Annotated in this window: 15 protein-coding genes; 4 read left to right on the top strand and 11 right to left on the bottom strand. The window is 63.8% G+C overall.

Translation table 11 applies throughout. The features are described 5' to 3' along the window. Window positions 1-160: 160 nt before the first annotated feature. Together QQS53_RS01365 and QQS53_RS01360 are read right to left on the bottom strand one after the other, a co-directional pair. Window positions 161-1,210: a tripartite tricarboxylate transporter TctB family protein gene (locus QQS53_RS01365; protein ID WP_472774190.1), complete on the bottom strand. Its 1,050-nt coding sequence runs from the start codon at window positions 1,208-1,210 to the stop codon at window positions 161-163. A 15-nt stretch (window positions 1,211-1,225) separates the two neighbouring features. Next, window positions 1,226-2,155 (bottom strand): Ppx/GppA family phosphatase, encoded by a 930-nt coding sequence (locus tag QQS53_RS01360; protein ID WP_472774189.1) that lies wholly within the window; start codon window positions 2,153-2,155, stop codon window positions 1,226-1,228. Between the two features lie 33 nt (window positions 2,156-2,188). Here QQS53_RS01360 and QQS53_RS01355 point away from each other — a divergent pair, with 33 nt between their 5' ends. Next, complete coding sequence (locus QQS53_RS01355; protein ID WP_472774188.1) at window positions 2,189-3,094, top strand: DUF3109 family protein; 906 nt, start codon at window positions 2,189-2,191, stop codon at window positions 3,092-3,094. A gap of 92 nt (window positions 3,095-3,186) precedes the next feature. Here QQS53_RS01355 and QQS53_RS01350 read toward each other — a convergent pair whose 3' ends face one another. From QQS53_RS01350 to mshA, 4 genes are all read right to left on the bottom strand, one after another. Next, window positions 3,187-3,885, bottom strand: a complete 699-nt coding sequence (locus QQS53_RS01350; RefSeq protein ID WP_472774187.1) for a response regulator transcription factor — start codon at window positions 3,883-3,885, stop codon at window positions 3,187-3,189. Beyond that, window positions 3,882-5,135 carry a sensor histidine kinase gene (locus QQS53_RS01345; RefSeq protein WP_472774186.1) on the bottom strand — a complete coding sequence of 418 codons (1,254 nt, stop codon included), beginning with the start codon at window positions 5,133-5,135 and terminating at the stop codon, window positions 3,882-3,884. Before QQS53_RS01345 ends, QQS53_RS01350 begins: the two co-directional genes overlap by 4 nt. Window positions 5,136-5,248: 113 nt before the next feature. Beyond that, window positions 5,249-5,995, bottom strand: a complete 747-nt coding sequence (locus QQS53_RS01340) for a phosphoglyceromutase (RefSeq protein WP_472774185.1) — start codon at window positions 5,993-5,995, stop codon at window positions 5,249-5,251. Between the two features lie 42 nt (window positions 5,996-6,037). Then, complete coding sequence (gene mshA / locus QQS53_RS01335) at window positions 6,038-7,303, bottom strand: D-inositol-3-phosphate glycosyltransferase (RefSeq protein ID WP_472774184.1); 1,266 nt, start codon at window positions 7,301-7,303, stop codon at window positions 6,038-6,040. Window positions 7,304-7,523: 220 nt separating this feature from the next. On the opposite strand from mshA, the gene QQS53_RS01330 reads away from it, so the two are divergent. Further along, a complete protein-coding gene (locus QQS53_RS01330) occupies window positions 7,524-9,233 on the top strand; it encodes a long-chain-fatty-acid--CoA ligase (protein ID WP_472774183.1) in 1,710 nt (569 codons plus the stop codon). A gap of 166 nt (window positions 9,234-9,399) precedes the next feature. Beyond that, entirely contained in the window at window positions 9,400-11,154 is a 1,755-nt protein-coding gene (locus QQS53_RS01325; protein WP_472774500.1) for a long-chain-fatty-acid--CoA ligase, read from the top strand. Window positions 11,155-11,419: 265 nt separating this feature from the next. On the opposite strand, the gene QQS53_RS01320 is transcribed toward QQS53_RS01325, so the two are convergent. After that, on the bottom strand, window positions 11,420-12,115 hold the full coding sequence (locus QQS53_RS01320; protein WP_472774182.1) for a biliverdin-producing heme oxygenase: 696 nt from the start codon (window positions 12,113-12,115) through the stop codon (window positions 11,420-11,422). 301 nt (window positions 12,116-12,416) lie between these two features. Here QQS53_RS01320 and QQS53_RS01315 point away from each other — a divergent pair, with 301 nt between their 5' ends. Continuing rightward, on the top strand, window positions 12,417-12,788 hold the full coding sequence (locus tag QQS53_RS01315; RefSeq protein ID WP_472774181.1) for a PH domain-containing protein: 372 nt from the start codon (window positions 12,417-12,419) through the stop codon (window positions 12,786-12,788). A gap of 137 nt (window positions 12,789-12,925) precedes the next feature. On the opposite strand, the gene QQS53_RS01310 is transcribed toward QQS53_RS01315, so the two are convergent. The 4 genes from QQS53_RS01310 to QQS53_RS01295 all read right to left on the bottom strand — a co-directional run bounded on the left by QQS53_RS01310 (window position 12,926) and on the right by QQS53_RS01295 (window position 17,439). After that, window positions 12,926-13,312 (bottom strand): hypothetical protein, encoded by a 387-nt coding sequence (locus tag QQS53_RS01310; protein ID WP_472774180.1) that lies wholly within the window; start codon window positions 13,310-13,312, stop codon window positions 12,926-12,928. 560 nt (window positions 13,313-13,872) lie between these two features. Next, entirely contained in the window at window positions 13,873-15,561 is a 1,689-nt protein-coding gene (locus QQS53_RS01305) for a dipeptide ABC transporter ATP-binding protein (RefSeq protein WP_472774179.1), read from the bottom strand. Then, complete coding sequence (locus QQS53_RS01300; protein ID WP_472774178.1) at window positions 15,558-16,520, bottom strand: ABC transporter permease; 963 nt, start codon at window positions 16,518-16,520, stop codon at window positions 15,558-15,560. Before QQS53_RS01300 ends, QQS53_RS01305 begins: the two co-directional genes overlap by 4 nt. After that, window positions 16,513-17,439, bottom strand: coding sequence for an ABC transporter permease (locus QQS53_RS01295; RefSeq protein ID WP_472774177.1), 927 nt, complete (start codon window positions 17,437-17,439; stop codon window positions 16,513-16,515). The genes QQS53_RS01300 and QQS53_RS01295 overlap by 8 nt, the downstream gene beginning before the upstream one ends. Window positions 17,440-17,526: the final 87 nt, after the last annotated feature.

Raw genomic sequence — 17,526 nt, 5'->3', positions numbered from 1 at the left:
CGCGGCCGCGGCCACCTTTCCCACCCTGCCGCGGGACCAGCCCCGCCGCGGGAACAACCCCTCCGCGGGAACAACCCCTCCCCAGATAGACCAGCACCCCGGGGCCACCGATTTCCAACCGGCGCCCCGGGGTGTGGGAGCGAAAAGGTAACAGCGTCCGCTAGAGGACCAGGATGAGCAGCGGGCCGAAGGTGAGCAGCAGGCCCACCACGGCGGCCAGGCCCATGGAGAAGCCGTCGCGGGCGGTGCGCAGGGCGTGGACAACACCCACCATGATGACGGTGACCAGCACGGCCAGGATGGAGACTAGGACGCCGTTGAAGCGGTCCCAGAGGATCTCGAAGCCCTTGAAGACCACCGCGCCCAGCACGATGCCGATAACGGCCAGCAGCACCACGGCCACCGGGTTGAGCTTCTCGTCCTCGCCGTCGGCAGCGACCTCATCGGAAGCATCCTTACGGGCCAGCTCCTTGTCGGCCGCGCTGTCCTGCGCGGTGGCCGCGGAGGAGGCGCTAAAGGCGGTCGCCCCGCCGGTGGCCGCAGCCGTGGCGGCCGGCTTGGCCGAGTCCTCAACGACCGGGATCTCGCCGGTCTCGTCCGCGCTAGCGGCCGCGATCCGCGGATCCTTCGGTTCCTTGGCCGCAGCGGGCTGGGATTTGTCGGCCTTGTCGGCCTTGTCGGCCTGGGCGGCCGGCTTCTTCGCGGCCGGGGCCGGCTCATCGGTCACCTTCTGGATGACGGCGGTCGCGTCATCGGAGGGCTGGTGGGCCGTCTCGGCAGCAGAGGCCTGCTTCTTAGCCTCGGCCTTGGGCTCTGCCTTGGCCGCGGGCTTCTTAGCGTCGGTCTTGGGCTCTGCCTTGGCCGCGGGCTTCGCAGCCGGGGTCGGGGCCGGCTGGGGCTTCGCAGCCGGTGCGTCGGCGGCGGTGGAGCCCTTGGTGGCCTTGGCGTCCTTGCTGTCCTTGTCGTCCTTCGGGGCGGGGATGACCGGTGCCGTGGTGTCCATGGGCACGCTGGAGTGCTTGGACTCGTGCGGGGCGGAGTCCACCTTGCTCAGGTTGCCGGTCAGCTCGGCCACGGAGACGCCGCCCTCGTCGAGGCTGCGGCGCCGGCGGCGGCGCTTCGGTTCCTCGCCGGCGGCGGAGTCGGCACCCTTGCTCGCCTTGTTGCGGGCCAGGAGCTCCGCCACGGTCAACTGTTTATCGTCAGCCATGTCTGTGTTGTCTTCCTATCCTTGACCCTTGTCCAGCCGGCGCAAGATGACACCCTCGCGCAGGGCCCACGGACAAATTTCCATTTTCTCTAAGCCTAATGCCCGCATCGAGGCTTCGGCCACTAAGGCTCCCGCCACGATCTGGTGGGAACGGTCTGAACTTACCCCTTCCAGGTCGGCCCTGTCAGCCGCAGTCATGCGGGAGATGAAGTTAATCAGCTGGCGCAGGCCCGGCGCGGTCAGCGTGCGCTTGACAAACGGACCTTCCGAGGACGGGGCCGCCCCCGTCAGGCGGGCCAGGCTGCGCAGGGTCTTCGACGTGCCCACGGCCATGCCGGCAGGGCCTTGGTCGCGCATCCGCTTGGTGGCCTCAACCAGCTCGGCGTCGATGTAGTCGCGCAGCATGCTGACCTTCTTCTTCGCCGGCGGATCGGTATCAAACCAGTTGTGGGTCAGGCGGCCCGCGCCCAGGTCCAGGGAGAAGGCCAGGTCCGGGAATTCTTCCGTGCCGGTGGTTAGCTCCAGGGAACCGCCGCCGATGTCCATGTTGGTGATGCGGCCGGCGGACCAGCCGTACCAGCGGCGCACCGCCAAGTAAGTAAGGCGCGCTTCGTCCTCGCCGGAGAGGATCTCCAGCCGCACGCCGGTTTCCTTTTCCACTTCCTTGAGGACCTGCTCGGAGTTTCCAGCCGAACGCACTGCGGAGGTCGCGATCGGGATGAACTCGTCGCAGTTGAGCTTGTTACCCAGCTCGGTGGCCTCCTTGACGGCAGCGACCAACTTCTTCAGGCCCTTGGCGTGGATATTGCCGTCCTTGTCCAGCTGCTCCACCAAGCGCAGGGGAGTTTTCCAGTCACTCATGGGAGTGGGCCGCCCGCCGGTCTGCGCATCGACCGCCACGAGATGGACCGTGTTGCTTCCCACGTCTAATACACCTAATCGCACACGTCCAGCGTAGTAGGTCTACGGTATTAAAGTGTGAATCGCCCGAAGTCTAGTGAAGTTTATCTTGGTTTTCCGGCCTCCTCACCAGCCGGTAAATCGATCGCAGCGGGGACCGAATTGGCACCAGATTTCCCCCGGGAGTGGTTCGAATTTACCGACGTCGATGACCCCTACCACGTCTTTTCCATCGACCTGACCTGGGTGGAGTCCTTCTACTCCTGCCAGTTCGGCACCGCGGCCTGCCCCGGCATCGATAGCAACCAGCCCGACGTCGGCTGCTGCGTGCACGGCGCCTACATGGCCGATGAGCAGGACCGCGATCAGCTCTACGATGCCGTGGCGAACATGCCGGCCAAGTACTGGCAGCACCGCCCCGCGGACACGGACGCCTACTTGGCACGCCAGGAGCGCGCGGCCGACGACGAGCTGGAGCCCTGGCTGGTCTGGGACGAGCTCGACGGCGACGACGGCGAGCCGGAGCCGGCGCTGAAGACCCCGCTGGTGGGCGGGGCGTGCATCTTCGCCAACCGGGCCGGCTGGGGCACGGGCGCCGGCTGCGCGCTGCACCAGTGGGCTATCGATGCCGACCAGGAGCTCACCGTGGTCAAACCGGAGGTCTGCTGGCAGCTGCCCCTGCGCCGCTACGAGGACTTCGAGGACCGCCCCGACGGGCAGGAGATTTTGCGCACCACCATCGGCGAATACGACCGCCGCGGCTGGGGCGACGGCGGCGAGGACTTCGACTGGTACTGCTCGTCCAACCCGTCCTGCCACACCAGCGCGGAGCCGATGTGGCGCTCCCAGCGCACCGAGCTCATCGCGCTCATGGGTACAGAAAACTACCAGGTCCTCGCCGAGCACTGCGCCGCCCGCGAGCAGGCCGCCCAGGCCGGCGTGCCGCTGCTCCAGCACCCGGCCAGCGCCGCGCGCAAGCAGTAGGAACGACCCCGCGCCCCAGGCCCCCAAGCAAGGCGAAAGCCCCGCGGCACGCGGCCGCGGGGCGAGGCTGAGCGGGGCTCGAGAGCGCTCGGCTAGAGGTCGAATTTGTAGCCCAGGCCGCGCACGGTCACCAGGTGCTTGGGCTGGGAAGGTGCGGCCTCGATCTTAGAGCGCAGGCGCTTGACATGCACGTCCAGGGTCTTGGTGTCGCCAACGTAATCGGCGCCCCAGATCCGGTCGATGAGCTGGCCGCGGGTCAGCACCCGGCCGGCGTTGCGCAGCAGGTATTCCAGCAGGTCGAATTCCTTCAGCGGCATGGGCACCGGGTGCCCGTCCACGCAGACGGTGTGGCGCTCGACGTCCATGCGCACGCGGCCGCCTTCCAAAATCTGCTCGTCGAAATCCTGCTCCTCGGCTGCCACGGAGCTCTCGTGCCCGCGGCGCAGGACGGCGCGGATGCGGGCGATGAGCTCGCGGGAGGAATACGGCTTGGTCACGTAGTCGTCGGCGCCGAGTTCCAGGCCGACGACCTTGTCGATCTCGGAATCGCGGGCGGTGACCATGATGACGGGCACGGAGGAGATGGCGCGGAGCTGCTTGCAGACGTCGGTGCCGGACATGCCGGGCAGCATCAGGTCGAGCAGGACGATGTCGACGCTGTTGTTGGCGAACTTGTCCAGTGCGGTCTGGCCGTCGTGGGCCACGATCGGGCTAAAGCCCTCCTTCCGCAGCAGGAACGCCAGCGGATCAGCCAAGGACTCCTCGTCTTCCACGATGAGGATGGTCGTCATGATGCTTTATCCTTTCGCCTTGCTGCCACCCGGGCGACTGCGTTGTGCAGGCCCGACGTAGCTTTATTCTCACTTTTGTTGTCCGTATCCGGCGGACCTTCCGCCGGGGCAGGTTCGTGATAAATAGGAAGCTCGATGGTGAACGTGGACCCGGTGCCGGGCCGCGACCATAGCTTAATATTGCCACCATGGTTGGCCACCACGTGCTTCACTATGGCTAATCCTAAGCCAGTGCCGCCCGTTTGCCGGGATCGGGCCTTGTCTACCCGGTAAAAACGCTCAAAGACGCGCTTCTGGTTCTCCGGGGCGATGCCGATGCCGCGGTCGGTGACCCGGATGTGCACGATGTCGGTGCCCACCACCTTCTGGGAGATGGACACCGGCAGCGCCTCCGGCGAGTAGTTGATGGCATTCGTAATCAGGTTGGACACGGCGGTGACCAGCAGCGGCTTGTCGCCCCATATGAGCACCCCGCTGTTGCCGCCGCGGATGAGGTCGATGTTGTGGTTGTCGGCGGCCAGCTGGTTGCGCTGGATGGCCTCGTCGATAACGTCGTCGATGCGCAGCGGCTCCATCTCCGGCAGCGCCTCCGCGCCCTGCAGCTTGGACAGGGAAATCAGCTCGGTAACCATCTCCGCCATGCGGTTGGCCTCTTTGTGGGCCTTGGCGCCGAAGTACTTGACGTGCTCCGGGTCCTCCGGGTCCTCCAGCAGCGCCTCGGTGAGCAGCGCGATACCCCCGACCGGGGTCTTGAGCTCGTGGGAGACGTTGGCCACGAAGTCGCGGCGGGCGCTTTCCATGCGCACGTGCTCGGACTCGTCGGTGCCGAAGACGGTGATGAACCGGTTGTCGTTCAGGGTCAGCGGCTTAATCAGCGCGTGCACCTGGGTCACGCGGTTGCCGGTGCGCCGCTTCGGGATGGACAGGTCCAGGCCGCGCTCCTCGTGGTCCTCGTAGACCTCCTGGGCGACCTGCCACACGTCCGGGCGCACCGCGCGGTCGTGGACCAGGGACATGGTGTGCGCGGCGGGATTAGACAAGATGACCTCGCCACCGCGGTCCACCACGACCACCCCGGTATTCGCGCCCTGGATGGTCAGGTGCAGCACCTGGCTGACGGTGGTGACTTGGTTCGCCTCCGCGGTCGCCGTCGTGCGGAAACGCTGGATCCGCCCGCGCACCCAGCGCACCAAGGGCAGGACCAGTGCGCAGACCACTGCACCGGCCACAAATGCCAGAACGTTTCCCACGCGCGCGCCTTCCTCGGTTGTCAACGCGCCCGGGGGTCGGGGCGGATCACCGAAGTGGACGATCCTTTGGCTCCCGCGGGCGCGGCTAGATAGTTGTCTTTCCTACCTAAATGCTACTTGCCGCCCTGGGCCGCCACGGCGGCAGCCCCGGCTGCGGCGGCTTCCGGATCCAGGTAGGTCCCGCCCGGGTTGACCACCTTGCCGGAGGCGTCCACCTCGTAGACCAGCGGGATGCCGGTCGGGATGTTCAGGCCGGCGATGTCCTCGTCCGAAATCTGATCCAGGTGCTTGACCAGCGCGCGCAGGGAGTTGCCGTGCGCGGCGACCAGGACCTTCTCGCCGTTTTTCACGCGCGGCAGGATCTCTTCCTCGAAGTAGGGCACCAGGCGGGCGACGACGTCCTTGAGGCACTCGGTGCGCGGGACCTGGTCCAGGTCCGCGTAGCGCGGATCCTCCGACTGGGAGTACTCCGCGTCATCGGCCAGCTCGGGCGGCGGAGTGTCGTAGGAGCGGCGCCACGCCATGAACTGCTCTTCGCCGAACTTGTCCTTGGTCTCTGCCTTGTTCAGGCCCTGCAGGGCGCCGTAGTGGCGCTCGTTGAGGCGCCAATCGCGGATGACCGGGATCCAGTGGCGGTCGGCCGCGTTCAGCGCGATGTTCGCCGTGCGGATAGCGCGGCGCAGCAGGGAGGTGTACAGCACGTCAGGCAGGAGGTTTTCGGAAGCCAGCAGCTCGCCGCCGCGCTTGGCCTCAGCCTCCCCCTTCTCGGTCAGGTCGACATCCACCCAGCCGGTGAACTGGTTGGACTCGTTCCATTGGGATTGTCCGTGACGCAATAGGATGAGTTTTCCGTTAGTCATGCCTCCAGCATGCCACGAAACCGGCTGCACCGCCGCTAAATTCTAACCCCCGGTGGCGTGACGCGGATGGCAGTCGGGGATCTCCGCGGTCAGCGCGCGCTGGTAGACCGCCACCAGCTCGGTGGCCGCGGCCTCCCAGCTAAAGCGCTCGGCGTGCGGTACGGCCGCCTCCCCCATGGCAATGCGCCGCTCGTCATCATCGAGCAGCTCCTCCAGCGCGTCAGCCCAGTCCTCCGGCTCGTGCGAGTCCACCAGCAGGCCGGTCACGCCGTCCTCGACGGCAATCGGCAGGCCGCCGACGCGCGCGGCCACCACCGGGGTGCCGGAGGCCTGGGCCTCCACGGCCACCAGTCCGAAGGACTCGTTGTAGCTGGGCACGGCCACGATATCCGCGGCCTGGTAGAGCGCCACCAGCTCCTCCGGCGGGCGCGGGCTTAGGAAACGGACGCGGCGGTCCACGCCCAGCTCACGGGCCAGGTCCGCGTAGGTCTGCGGGCTAGCGCCTGCCCCGGAGGGCCCGCCGCAGATGACCACGCGGAGGTTGCGCAGCGGTTCCCGGCGGAAGATCTCCGCCGTGGCGCGGATGAGCACCTCCGGGCCCTTGAATTTCTGCAGGCGGCCCACAAACGCGATGACCTTGCTGTGCAGCGGCAGGCCCAGCTCGCGGCGGGCGCGCTCGGTGTTGCGGTCGCTGCCCGGGGTAAACAGCTTGGTGTCCGCGCCCGGCGCGACGGTGACGATCCGCTCGGCCGGGGCGTCGTAGTGCTCGGCTAGCTCGCGGGCCTCGTCGACGGTATTGACTACCAAGAGGTCGGCGTTGTCCACCAGCTGCTGCTCGCAGATGCGCCGCGCCTCGGACTCGCGGGCATCGTCGTCGCTGCGGTAGGCGTTTTTTACCGCGGCGAGGGTGTGCGCGGTGTGCACCAGCGGCACGCCCCATAAGTCCCGCAGCAGCCAGCCGACCTGGCCGGACAGCCAGTAGTGGGAGTGGATGATGTCGTAGTGCAGGCCGTGGCACTTGACGTACTCGACCATCCCGCCAGCAAAGGCCGCCAATTGCGTGGACAGGTCCCCTTTCTCCAGCCCCTCGTAGGGTCCGGCCACGACGTTGATGACCCGTAGGTGCTCAGCAACTTCCACGACCTCGCCCTGGCTGGGCCGGGTCGCCCGGGTATAGACGTCTACTTCCACGCCCTGCAACGCCAGTTCCTTGGCGGTGTTGAGCACGTAAACGTTCATCCCCCCGGCGTCGCCCGTCCCGGGCTGCTCGATGGGGGAAGTGTGCATTGAAATCATCGCCACGCGCATGGCGCCCCAGTCTAATACCGCCTGCGCCCTCCCCGCCGCGGTGTGGCTGCGTCACCGCTTCCCAGGACGCCGCCGACGCCGGGGCCAAGCCCGCGCCGGACCGCCGCCTCATGCTGGGGCGGCGCCCGCGCCGTGCGGCCGCGCGTTGCCACGTCGTTATACTAGGGGAAGTACAACCTACGCTTGCGAAAGTTTCCCCGATTCTTAGAGGTTTAAACCCATGTCAGCATTCGAGACCAAGGCTTGGCTCCAGCACTACCCCGAGTGGACCCCGCACTCCCTCGACTACGGCGAGACCACGCTGCTCGACATCTACGACAACAACCTGGCCATCAACGCCGAGAAGCCCGCCACCTGGTTCTTCGGCCGCACCCAGTCCTATGCGGACCTGGACCGCCAGGTCAACCGCGCCGCCGCGGGACTCAAGGCCTTTGGCGTGCGCCCGGGCGACCGCGTCGCGCTGGTCATGCCCAACTGCCCGCAGCACGTCGCCGCCTTCTGGGCGGTGCTCAAGCTGGGCGCCATCGTGGTCGAGCACAACCCGCTGTATACCGCCCACGAGCTGGAGGGCCTGTTCCAGGATCACGGCGCGCGCATCGCCATCGCCTGGGACTCGGCGGCCGGCACGCTGGAGAAGCTGCGCGGCACCACGGATCTGGAAACGGTGGTCTCGGTCAACATGATCGAGGCCATGCCGACCCTCAAGCGCGCGGCCCTGCGCCTGCCCTTCCTCAAGTCGCAGCGCGAGCAGCTGTCCCAGCCGGCCCAGAACACGGTCCCGTGGGACACCCTGATCGGCAACGCCATTGGCGGCGACGGCCAGGACCTGAAGGAGCCGGAAGGCGTTGAGCGCGACACCACCGCGCTCATCCTCTACACCTCCGGCACCACCGGCAAGCCCAAGGGCGCGGAGCTGACCCACGGCTCCCTGTTCGCCAACCTGCTCCAGGGCAAGGCCTGGGTGCCAGGCCTGGGCGAGCAGGAAGAGCGCATGCTGACCGCGCTGCCGATGTTCCACGCCTACGGCATGACCATGAACATCACGCTCTCCCAGCTCATCGGCGGCGAGCTGGTCATGCTGCCGGCACCGAAGATCCCGCTGGTCATGGACGTGATGAAGAAGCACACGCCCACCTGGGTGCCGGGCGTGCCGACGCTCTACGAGAAGATCGTGGAAGCCGCCGAGGAGCAAAACATCCCGATCAAGGGCATCCGCGCCGCCTTCTCCGGTGCTGCCACCCTGCCGGTGGACACCGTGGAGAAGTGGGAGAAGTACACCGACGGCCTGCTGGTGGAAGGCTACGGCCTGACCGAGTGCTCGCCCATCATCGTGGGCAACCCGATGTCCACCGACCGCCGCCCGGGGTACGTGGGCATCCCCTTCCCGGACACCGAAATCCGGATTGCTAACCCGGATAACCTGGACGAGACCATGCCGGACGGCCAGGAGGGCGAGATCCTGGCCCGCGGCCCGCAGGTCTTCAAGGGCTACCACAACAACCCGGAGGCCACCGCCGCCGCCTTCCACGACGGCTGGTTCCGCACCGGGGACCTGGGAGTCATGGAAGAAGACGGCTTCATCCGCCTGGTCAGCCGCATCAAGGAAGTCATCATCACCGGCGGCTTCAACGTCTACCCCGCGGAGGTCGAGGAGGCCCTGCGCGTCCACGACGCCATCAAGGACATCGCGGTCGTCGGCCGCCCGCGCCCGGACGGCTCCGAAGACGTCGTAGCCTGCGTGGAGCTCAACGACGGCGCCGCCCTGGATCCGGAAGGCTTGAAGGAATTCGCCCGCCAGCGCCTGACCCGCTACAAGGTCCCGCGCACCTTCTACCACTTCGAGGCCCTGGCCAAGGACCAGATGGGCAAGATCCGCCGCCGCGAGGTCCAGGACGACCTCCTGCAGCGCCTGGGCCAAGAGCGCAAGTAACCGCTTTCTAAGCCCAGCCCTTCCAGCCCGGCCCCGGCGCTTGCGCCAGTCCCGCCGGCCCCACCCGGCTCCGCCTCGCACTCGCCGCGCCCCCGCCACCCCGGCGGGGGTGAATTTTTCGCCATTCCACCCAAAAACATGAGGGATAAATCATGTTTAGGGTAGGCTGGCGTGCCGTAAAAGTTTTTGTTCCCCTACGGAAGGTAATCGCACTCGTATGTCGGCCTATGAGACCCGAGCCTGGACCCAGCACTACGGCGACTGGACCCCCGCGGAAGTGGAAATAGGCACCGAGACCCTCGTGGACGTCTACCAGCGCAACCTCTCCGAAAACGGGGACCGCCCGGCCACCTATTTCTTCGGCCGCACCCTCACCTACACCGAGCTGGACCAGCAGGTCCGTGCCGCCGCGGCCGGACTCAAGGCTTTTGGCATCCGCCCGGGCGACCGGGTGGCCATCGTGCTGCCGAACTGCCCGCAGCACATCGTCGCCTTCCACGCCGTGCTGCACCTGGGCGCCACCGTGGTCGAGCACAACCCGCTCTACACCAGCTACGAGCTGGAGGGCCTGTTCAGCGACCACGGCGCCCGCGTGGCCATCGCCTGGGACAAGGCCGCCGCCACCCTGGAGCCGCTGCGCTCCACCACGGACCTGGAGACCATCATCTCCGTCGACATGACTGAGGCCATGCCGCGCCTGCAGCAGCTAGCCCTCAAGCTGCCGGTACCGCCCATCAAGGCCAAGCGGGAACAGCTCACCGCCCCGGCCCCGGGCTCGGTCCCCTGGTCCACGCTGCTCAGCTCCGCCATCGGCGGTGATGGCCGCAACCTCACCCCGGCGGATATCCGCCCGGCCGACCCCGCACTTATCCTCTACACCTCCGGCACCACCGGCGCGCCCAAGGGCGCGGTGCTCACCCACCGCAACCTGCAGTCCAACTGCCTGATGGCCATCGCCTGGGTGCCCAACCTGGGCGAAGAACCCGAGCGCTTCCTGGCCGCCCTGCCACTGTTCCACGCCTACGGCATGACCGCGGTGTGCACGATGTCCATCTTCGTCGGCGCCGAGGTCATCCTGCTGCCCGCCCCGAAGATGGACCTCATCCTGAGCGTGGTCAAAAAGCACATGCCCACCTGGTTCCCGGGCGTGCCGACGCTTTACGAGAAGCTCGCCGACGCCGCCAAGGACAAGGGCGTGAGCCTCCAGGGCATCAAGAAGTCCTTCTCCGGTGCGGCCACCCTGCCGGTCGCCACGGTGGAAAAGTGGGAGGCGACCACCGGCGGCATGCTGGTGGAAGGCTACGGCCTGACGGAGACCTCCCCGGTCATCTGCGGCAACCCGATGAACGAACACCGCCGCCCCGGCTACATCGGCCTGCCCTTCCCCAACACTGAGGCCCGCGTGGCCGACCCTGACGATCCCTCGGTCACCCTGCCGGACGGCGAGGAAGGCGAACTCCTCGTCCGCGGCCCGCAGGTCTTTTCCGGCTACCTCAACAATCCGGAGGCCAACGAGAAGGCCTTCTACGAGGACTGGTTCCGCACCGGGGATATGGCGGTGATGGAAGAAGACGGCTTCATCCGCCTGGTCGCCCGCATCAAGGAAGTCATCATCACTGGCGGCTTCAACGTCTACCCCGCGGAGGTCGAGGAAACCATCCTCGCCCACCCAGACGTCACCGACGTAGCCGTGGTGGGCCGGCCCCGCCAGGACGGCTCCGAGGACGTCGTCGCCTGCGTGACCCTCCGCGACGGCGCCGCCCTGGACCCGCAGGGCATGCAGGACTTCGCCCGCCAGCGCCTAACCCGCTACAAGGTCCCGCGCACCTTCTACCACTTCGAGGAACTCGCCCGCGACCAGATGGGCAAGATCCGCCGCCGCGAGGTCCAAGCCGACCTACTGGAGCTCCTCCAGCGCTAAACCCGCAACACCCCAACCCGACGGGGAACAACAATCCCACCGAACCCCGTCGGGATTTATCTACCCCTACCACTCACCGCAACCATCCCCGCAGGCCGCACCCGCACCCCACGCGCAGAAGCCGATATTTCCCCCGAACCATTCAAAAAATATCGACCCCTGTCACCCCGAAAAACCGTTTCCCCAGTTCACCAACCGGCGAAACGGTCAAAGGCGGATAATTTCCCACGCACTCCGGCACGCACGCGCGCATGCCCCCACGCGCCTAGCGCACCGGCTGCGGCTGCCGGGCCGCGCGTGCCCGGCTTAAGTCCGCAAAGACCGCTGTGTTGAAGGCGAACGCCTCTTGGGCCTCCGCAATAAGCGCCTCGCGCTCACCCTCAGCAAGCGGCAGCTCATCTAGCTGGCGGCGGTAGGCCGCCCGGTAGGGCGGAACCTTGCCGATAGCGGCAAAATCGTAGAAGCGCAGCGCATCCGCGTCGATGTCGTAAATCGTGCCCATCCGCGCCGCGATGACTTGGCCGCCGGAGATATCCCCCAGGTAGCGCACGTAGTGGTGCGCGACGACCCGGGCCGCCTCATCTTCGCCCAACGACTCCAGGCGCGCCACGTAGCGCGCGGTGGCGGGCAGAATCCGGACCTTCTCGCGCCAGTCGGCGCCCATCATGTTCGCCAGGTCGTTCTCCAGCGCCGGCCGGCGCTCCAGGCGCGGGTCCGCCACTGCGGAACCCAGCGCGGTGTGTGCCACCCGCCGCACGGCGGTCTCCAGCGCGTCGTAGATAAACCACAGCTGGCCAGTCAGGGCGTGCACCGCCTCCGCGTCCAGCTCGCCCCTTACCAGCGCGGTCATAAACTCCGAGCCTTCCGCGCCCTCGTGTGCCCGCGCCGTCTCGTCCCGCAACGCCTGGGACAGCGGGTGGGCAACTTTAGTACGCCCAGTCATCGTGACAGTTGAGCTCATTGCCATTCTCCTTTCCAGTACGCAGTACGCGAAACGCGCCCGCCGCCAGGACCTCCGTGGAGCCGGCCCTAGCTCGTTCATTTCCTACATATTAAGGTTTGCCTTACCTGAAAGTACAGGGGTGGAAGCCAATATCAAACCAATGTATGACACCTCATACCCCACCCCCAGGTAGCAGGCAGGCCGCGGACAGCCCGGGCCACCTGCCCGGCACGAGTCACAGCCATCCCCCGCCTTTCTAGCGACATGTGTGGGAAAATAAACAGACTTCACCGCTCATATAACGAGGAGAGAGATAACCATGGAAATGTCGACGATTACCGAGTGGATGTTCGCCGCCGAAATCCCCATCCCCGACGACGTCTACGGCCTGCTCATCGAGGGTGAGCAGCCCTACGCCGCCTTCAAGACCTTCCGCGACTCCGCGGTGTTTACCTCCAAGCGCCTGATCGTCCGCGACGCCCAGGGCATCTCCGGCAAGAAGGTGGAGATCTATTCTCTCCCCTACAGCGCCATCAACATGTGGTCGAGCGAAAACGCCGGCAAGATGTTTGACTTCACCGCCGAGGTCGAGCTGTGGACGCGCGCCGGCCACATCAAGATCAAACTGGGCCGGGACGTGGACGTCCGCCGCATCGACTCCCTCATCGCCCACGCCGTGCTCGGCCACTAAGCGCAGCGCGAGAAAAGCCCCCCGTCATCGCTGCCTGTTCGCACGATAGGCAGCGATGAAAGGGGCTAACACTTAAGACCAATGCCCAGCCAGTCAGTCAGCCGGTTTCGTGCCCCTCGCGTTATTTAGCCGCCGAGTTAAACATCAGCCAGCAGCGATTGCGGGTTCACAGAGTCTGCGTAGGTGTCCACAATCCGGTTCATGGCGGTGACCACGCGGTGCTTTTGGTTAACGCTTTCGTTCTTCTTGGCACCGAACCGACGCACCGGCGGCATCATGCTGCCCACCAGCAGACCGGAGTATGGAATCGTCAAGTCAACAAAGCCTTTAGCGAACACCTGTAAGGCTTTGTCTGCCTTGAGATTTTCAGTATGTCGGAACTTAGAATCATGCAGCGTGTGTTGGCCAAAGTGGTCGAGAAGGTATCTGACAATCGCAGACGTACGCTCTTCCGATTTCAACGCTCCGGTGCGGTTAATGTCTTCAACCATAATCTCGTCACTGTCAGCGACCTTTGAGCGCATGGTGGCATTGAAATCAATCTTGAAGGCAACACGTTCTCGTCCCAGATAGCGTCCACAATGGTGTAGGTGTGCAGCTTGGCACCAAAAATAGACTCGGTGGTTTGCACCGTATCTAACAAGCACGACCAAGGTGGGCATCGTTGCGACTCACAGAACTAAGCGCGATCTTTCTTATCGCCAAACCCTGCGCGCAGTACTCAAAGCTGCGCCCAACTATCCACGGAAATCACCCATCCGGTTCTTTTGAATTGAGCTACTCTTCGACCGTTGCTACTGCGCTATCTTTCACTGTCGTTAACATGAACTCCACAATCGGCATCTGAGAAGACGAAGACCGGCCCTGGACTCCCACCGGGGTGGGTAGCGGAACCGGTCATGTTGCCATCTAACTTACGTCACCAGCCTGACTCACTCAACCTCAGTTTCGGGGCCAGTTTTGGACCTGAACTGCGCACAAGCTTCCTGTAAGGAGTCCACATCCATCGGTGTGTTTTCGATGGTGTCCTCGGGGAACCAGGAGACTGGTCGCCGCTGCACAAGGCGTGCCGCGGCGTCGGCAACTACTCTGCCAGCCCCAGGTTTTCGCCTGTGCCGATCTCGATGTTGAGCCCCGGCACGGAGTCGATGAGGTTTCGCGTGTAATCCTCTTGAGGATTCTCAAAGATGTCATCAGCACTTCCTTGTTCGACGACCTTTCCCTTCTTCATGACGACGATGTCGTCGGCGGTCTGACGCACCACGGCGAGGTCGTGGGTGATGAACAAGTAGGACAGGTCGAGATCACGCTGTAGCTCCGCGAGCAACTGAATAATCTGGTTCTGCACGAGCACGTCCAACGCTGATACCGCTTCGTCGAGGACAACCACCTCCGGATGAAGGGCCAGGGCGCGGGCAATAGCGATGCGTTGTCGCTGGCCACCCGAGAGCTCATTGGGATAGCGTCGCATGGCCGAACGCGGCATCGACACCATGTCCAAAAGTTCCGCGACCCGTTGCTCCCGTTCCTTGCGTGAACCTACCTTATGCAAGACCAGTGGTTCTTCGATGCACTTGTAGATAGAGAACATTGGGTCCAACGAGCCGTAGGAATTCTGGAAAACCACTTGCATCTTGCGACGTAGCTTGAACAGCTCCTTGCCGGACAGCGTAGAAGTATCCCGCCCCTCAAACTCAATGGTTCCGGCCGTCGGCTCGAGCAGTCCCAGTGCCATGTTCGCCACTGTCGACTTACCAGACCCGGATTCCCCTACCAGCGCCAGCGTCGTGCCGCGTCGGACGTCAAAGGAGACATCATCGACAGCTTTAAGCTTCTTTTTCTCCCCTCGCTGGCCACGAATGTCGAATTCTTTGGTCAGGTTCTTCAGAGAGATTACTGGTTGAGACGGCTCGGAGTCCTCAGCGACTGCGTTTCCCGCCACCCGCTCGGTGGTTTCCACTCCAGCTTTCTGAGCAGAGCGGATCCTCGAGGAGGCGAGAGAAGGCGCTGCCGTAACCAAGCGCCGTGTGTACGGGTGTTGCGGATCGCGCAGGATTTCCCGGGAGGGACCAGACTCCACAATGCGTCCACGGTGCATGACGATGAGGTGCTCAGCGCGCTCGGCTGCTAGACCCAAATCGTGCGTAATAAACAGTACCGCGTTGCCGAGTTCCTTGGTCAGATGATCCAAGTGGTCAAGGATCGTCTTCTGCACGGTCACATCCGACGCTGAAGTCGGCTCATCCGCGATGAGCAGCTTCGGGCGCGCTGCCAGCCCCATGGCGATAAGGGCACGCTGCCGCATACCACCGGAGAACTCGTGCGGGAACTGCTTCGCCCGGCGCGCAGCATCCGGTAGCCCTGCTTCTTCTAAAAGCTCAACGACGCGATCCTTGCCGCCATCGATGTTGTTGGCCTTGAGAGACTCTTCGACCTGGGTGCCGATGCGCCACACTGGATTCAGGTTGGACATGGGGTCCTGGGGAACCAGACCAATCTGATCGCCCCGCAGTTTTTCGAACTGTTTGTGATTAAACCCGGTCACGTCCTCGCCATCAAAAAGGATCTCTCCGCTAGTTACGCGTCCGCTGCCCGGTAACAACCCGAGGATGGACATCGCAGTAGTAGATTTACCTGAACCGGACTCACCCACGATGGCAACAGATTGCCCCGGATAGATGGTCATATTCACGCCTCGGACTGCTTCCACCAGACCGGTAGAAGAGTTAAACGCGATGTGAACGTCTTTCATCTCCAGAAGTGGAGTCGTCATTTCAGTTTCCTCGCCTTCGGGTCGAGAGCGTCGCGGACAACGTCGCCCATCATGATGAAGCTCAATACGGTCAATCCCAGTGCCCCTGCCGGGTAGAACAGCACAGCCGGGTTTACGCGCAACGACTCTTTAGCGTCTGAGATATCCCCACCCCAGGACACGAATGTGGACGGCAATCCGATACCCAGGAACGAGAGCGTCGCTTCAGCCACGATGAAAGTACCCAACGCGACAGTCGCGTAGGAGATGATCGGCGCAGCGGCATTTGGCAGAATATGGCTAAATAGGATTCGCCACGAAGACGCGCCAATAGACCTTGCTGCTTGTACGAACTCCTCGTTCTTGATCGACATCACCGCGCCACGCGTAATACGTGCGATGGAAACCCAACCGAAAAGACCGAGAACCAAGACTACGGTGATAATCGTGCGGTGCTCCTTGAACATCTGCATAACAACAATGGCTGCCAGCACCAACGGAATTGCGAAGAAAATATCGGTAATTCGCGACAGAACCGCGTCCACCCAGCCGCCGAAGAAACCAGCGATCGAACCGACAATTGCGCCGATGATGACCACGAGAGCCGTGGCCAAAACGCCCACAGCAACCGAAGCTCGCGCGCCGTAGATAACGCGTGAGTAGATGTCACAGCCCTGACGGTTGAAGCCGAAGGGATGCCCGGACTCAGGAGCGGCCATGGATTTTGTGAGGTCACAGGCACGTGGGTCCACACTGGTGAACATCCCTGGGAAGACTGCCAACAGGACAGCTATAAGGATCATCACAGCAGAGATCCAGAACAGAGGACGTTTGCGCAGGTAGCGCCAGGCTTCTCCCCATTGGGAGGTAGGAGCAGACTCATCCTTGACAGCGTCGACAGCGCCCAGTCCCGTTTCATCAGTATCAGAGATGAAATGCTCTTGGCCGGGCCGCAGAGTGGTGTTATCAAAATTAGGCATAGCGGATCCTCGGGTCCAGTACTGCGTACAAAAGGTCAACAAGCAGGTTGGCGACAATGTAGATAACCACCAACACTGTGGTGAAAGAGACGATTGTGGTGGGCTCTCCTCGCAAGATTGCCTGGTACATAGTGCCGCCCACACCGTTGATGCCGAAGATGCCCTCCGTGACAATGGCTCCTGTCATCAGTGCACCAAGGTCGGCGCCAATGAAGGTCACCACCGGGATGAGAGAGTTACGCAGCACATGTCGCGTCATTACCGCAGTCCCACCCAGGCCTTTTGCCCGAGCCGTGCGGACATAATCCGCTCGCAGGTTTTCTGCCACTGACTGGCGCGTAAGTCGAATGACGTAGGCAAAAGACAGAGCGCCCAGAACCAGCGCTGGCATAAGCAGCGAGGTAAACGTTTCGCGCGCGCCAACGGTAACCGGCAAGAGCTCCCATTTGATTCCCACGAGGAATTGGAAAACAAAACCGATGACGAACGATGGCACTGCGATGACCAAGAGAGACATCACTAGTACCGTGGAGTCAAAGATGCCGCCGCGCCGCACACCGGCGATAACGCCGAATGCGATACCAAAGATGGTTTCGAATGCAATGGCCATCACCGCGAGCTTGAGGGTTACAGGAAAGACGTTGGCCATGACTTCCGTAACCGGGACACCGGAAAAGGTGGTTCCGAAGTCCAGCATGAAGATGCCCTTGATGTAGAGCAGATATTGGACAATAAAGGGTTTATCCAGGTTGTACTCGGCTTCAATGCGAGCGCGCGCAGCATCTGTGAGACCGCGATCCCCGCCTAAGGCTTCCACCGGGTCGCCTGGCATCAGAAAGACTAGCGCGTAGATGAGGAAGGTAGCCCCGAAGAAGACCGGAATCATCTGCAGCACTCGTCGCCCGATATAGCGCAACATAAATATGTTCCTTTGCGTTGTGGCTGGTTCAGGTACATGCCAAGACAGGCTCGGCCCCGTTCGGACGGGACGAAAGCCTGTCTTTAA

The sequence above is a fragment of the Corynebacterium sp. 2571A genome (assembly GCF_055700935.1).
Note: the sequence above shows the minus strand (reverse complement) of the source record. Positions and strands in the feature narration are given on the sequence as shown.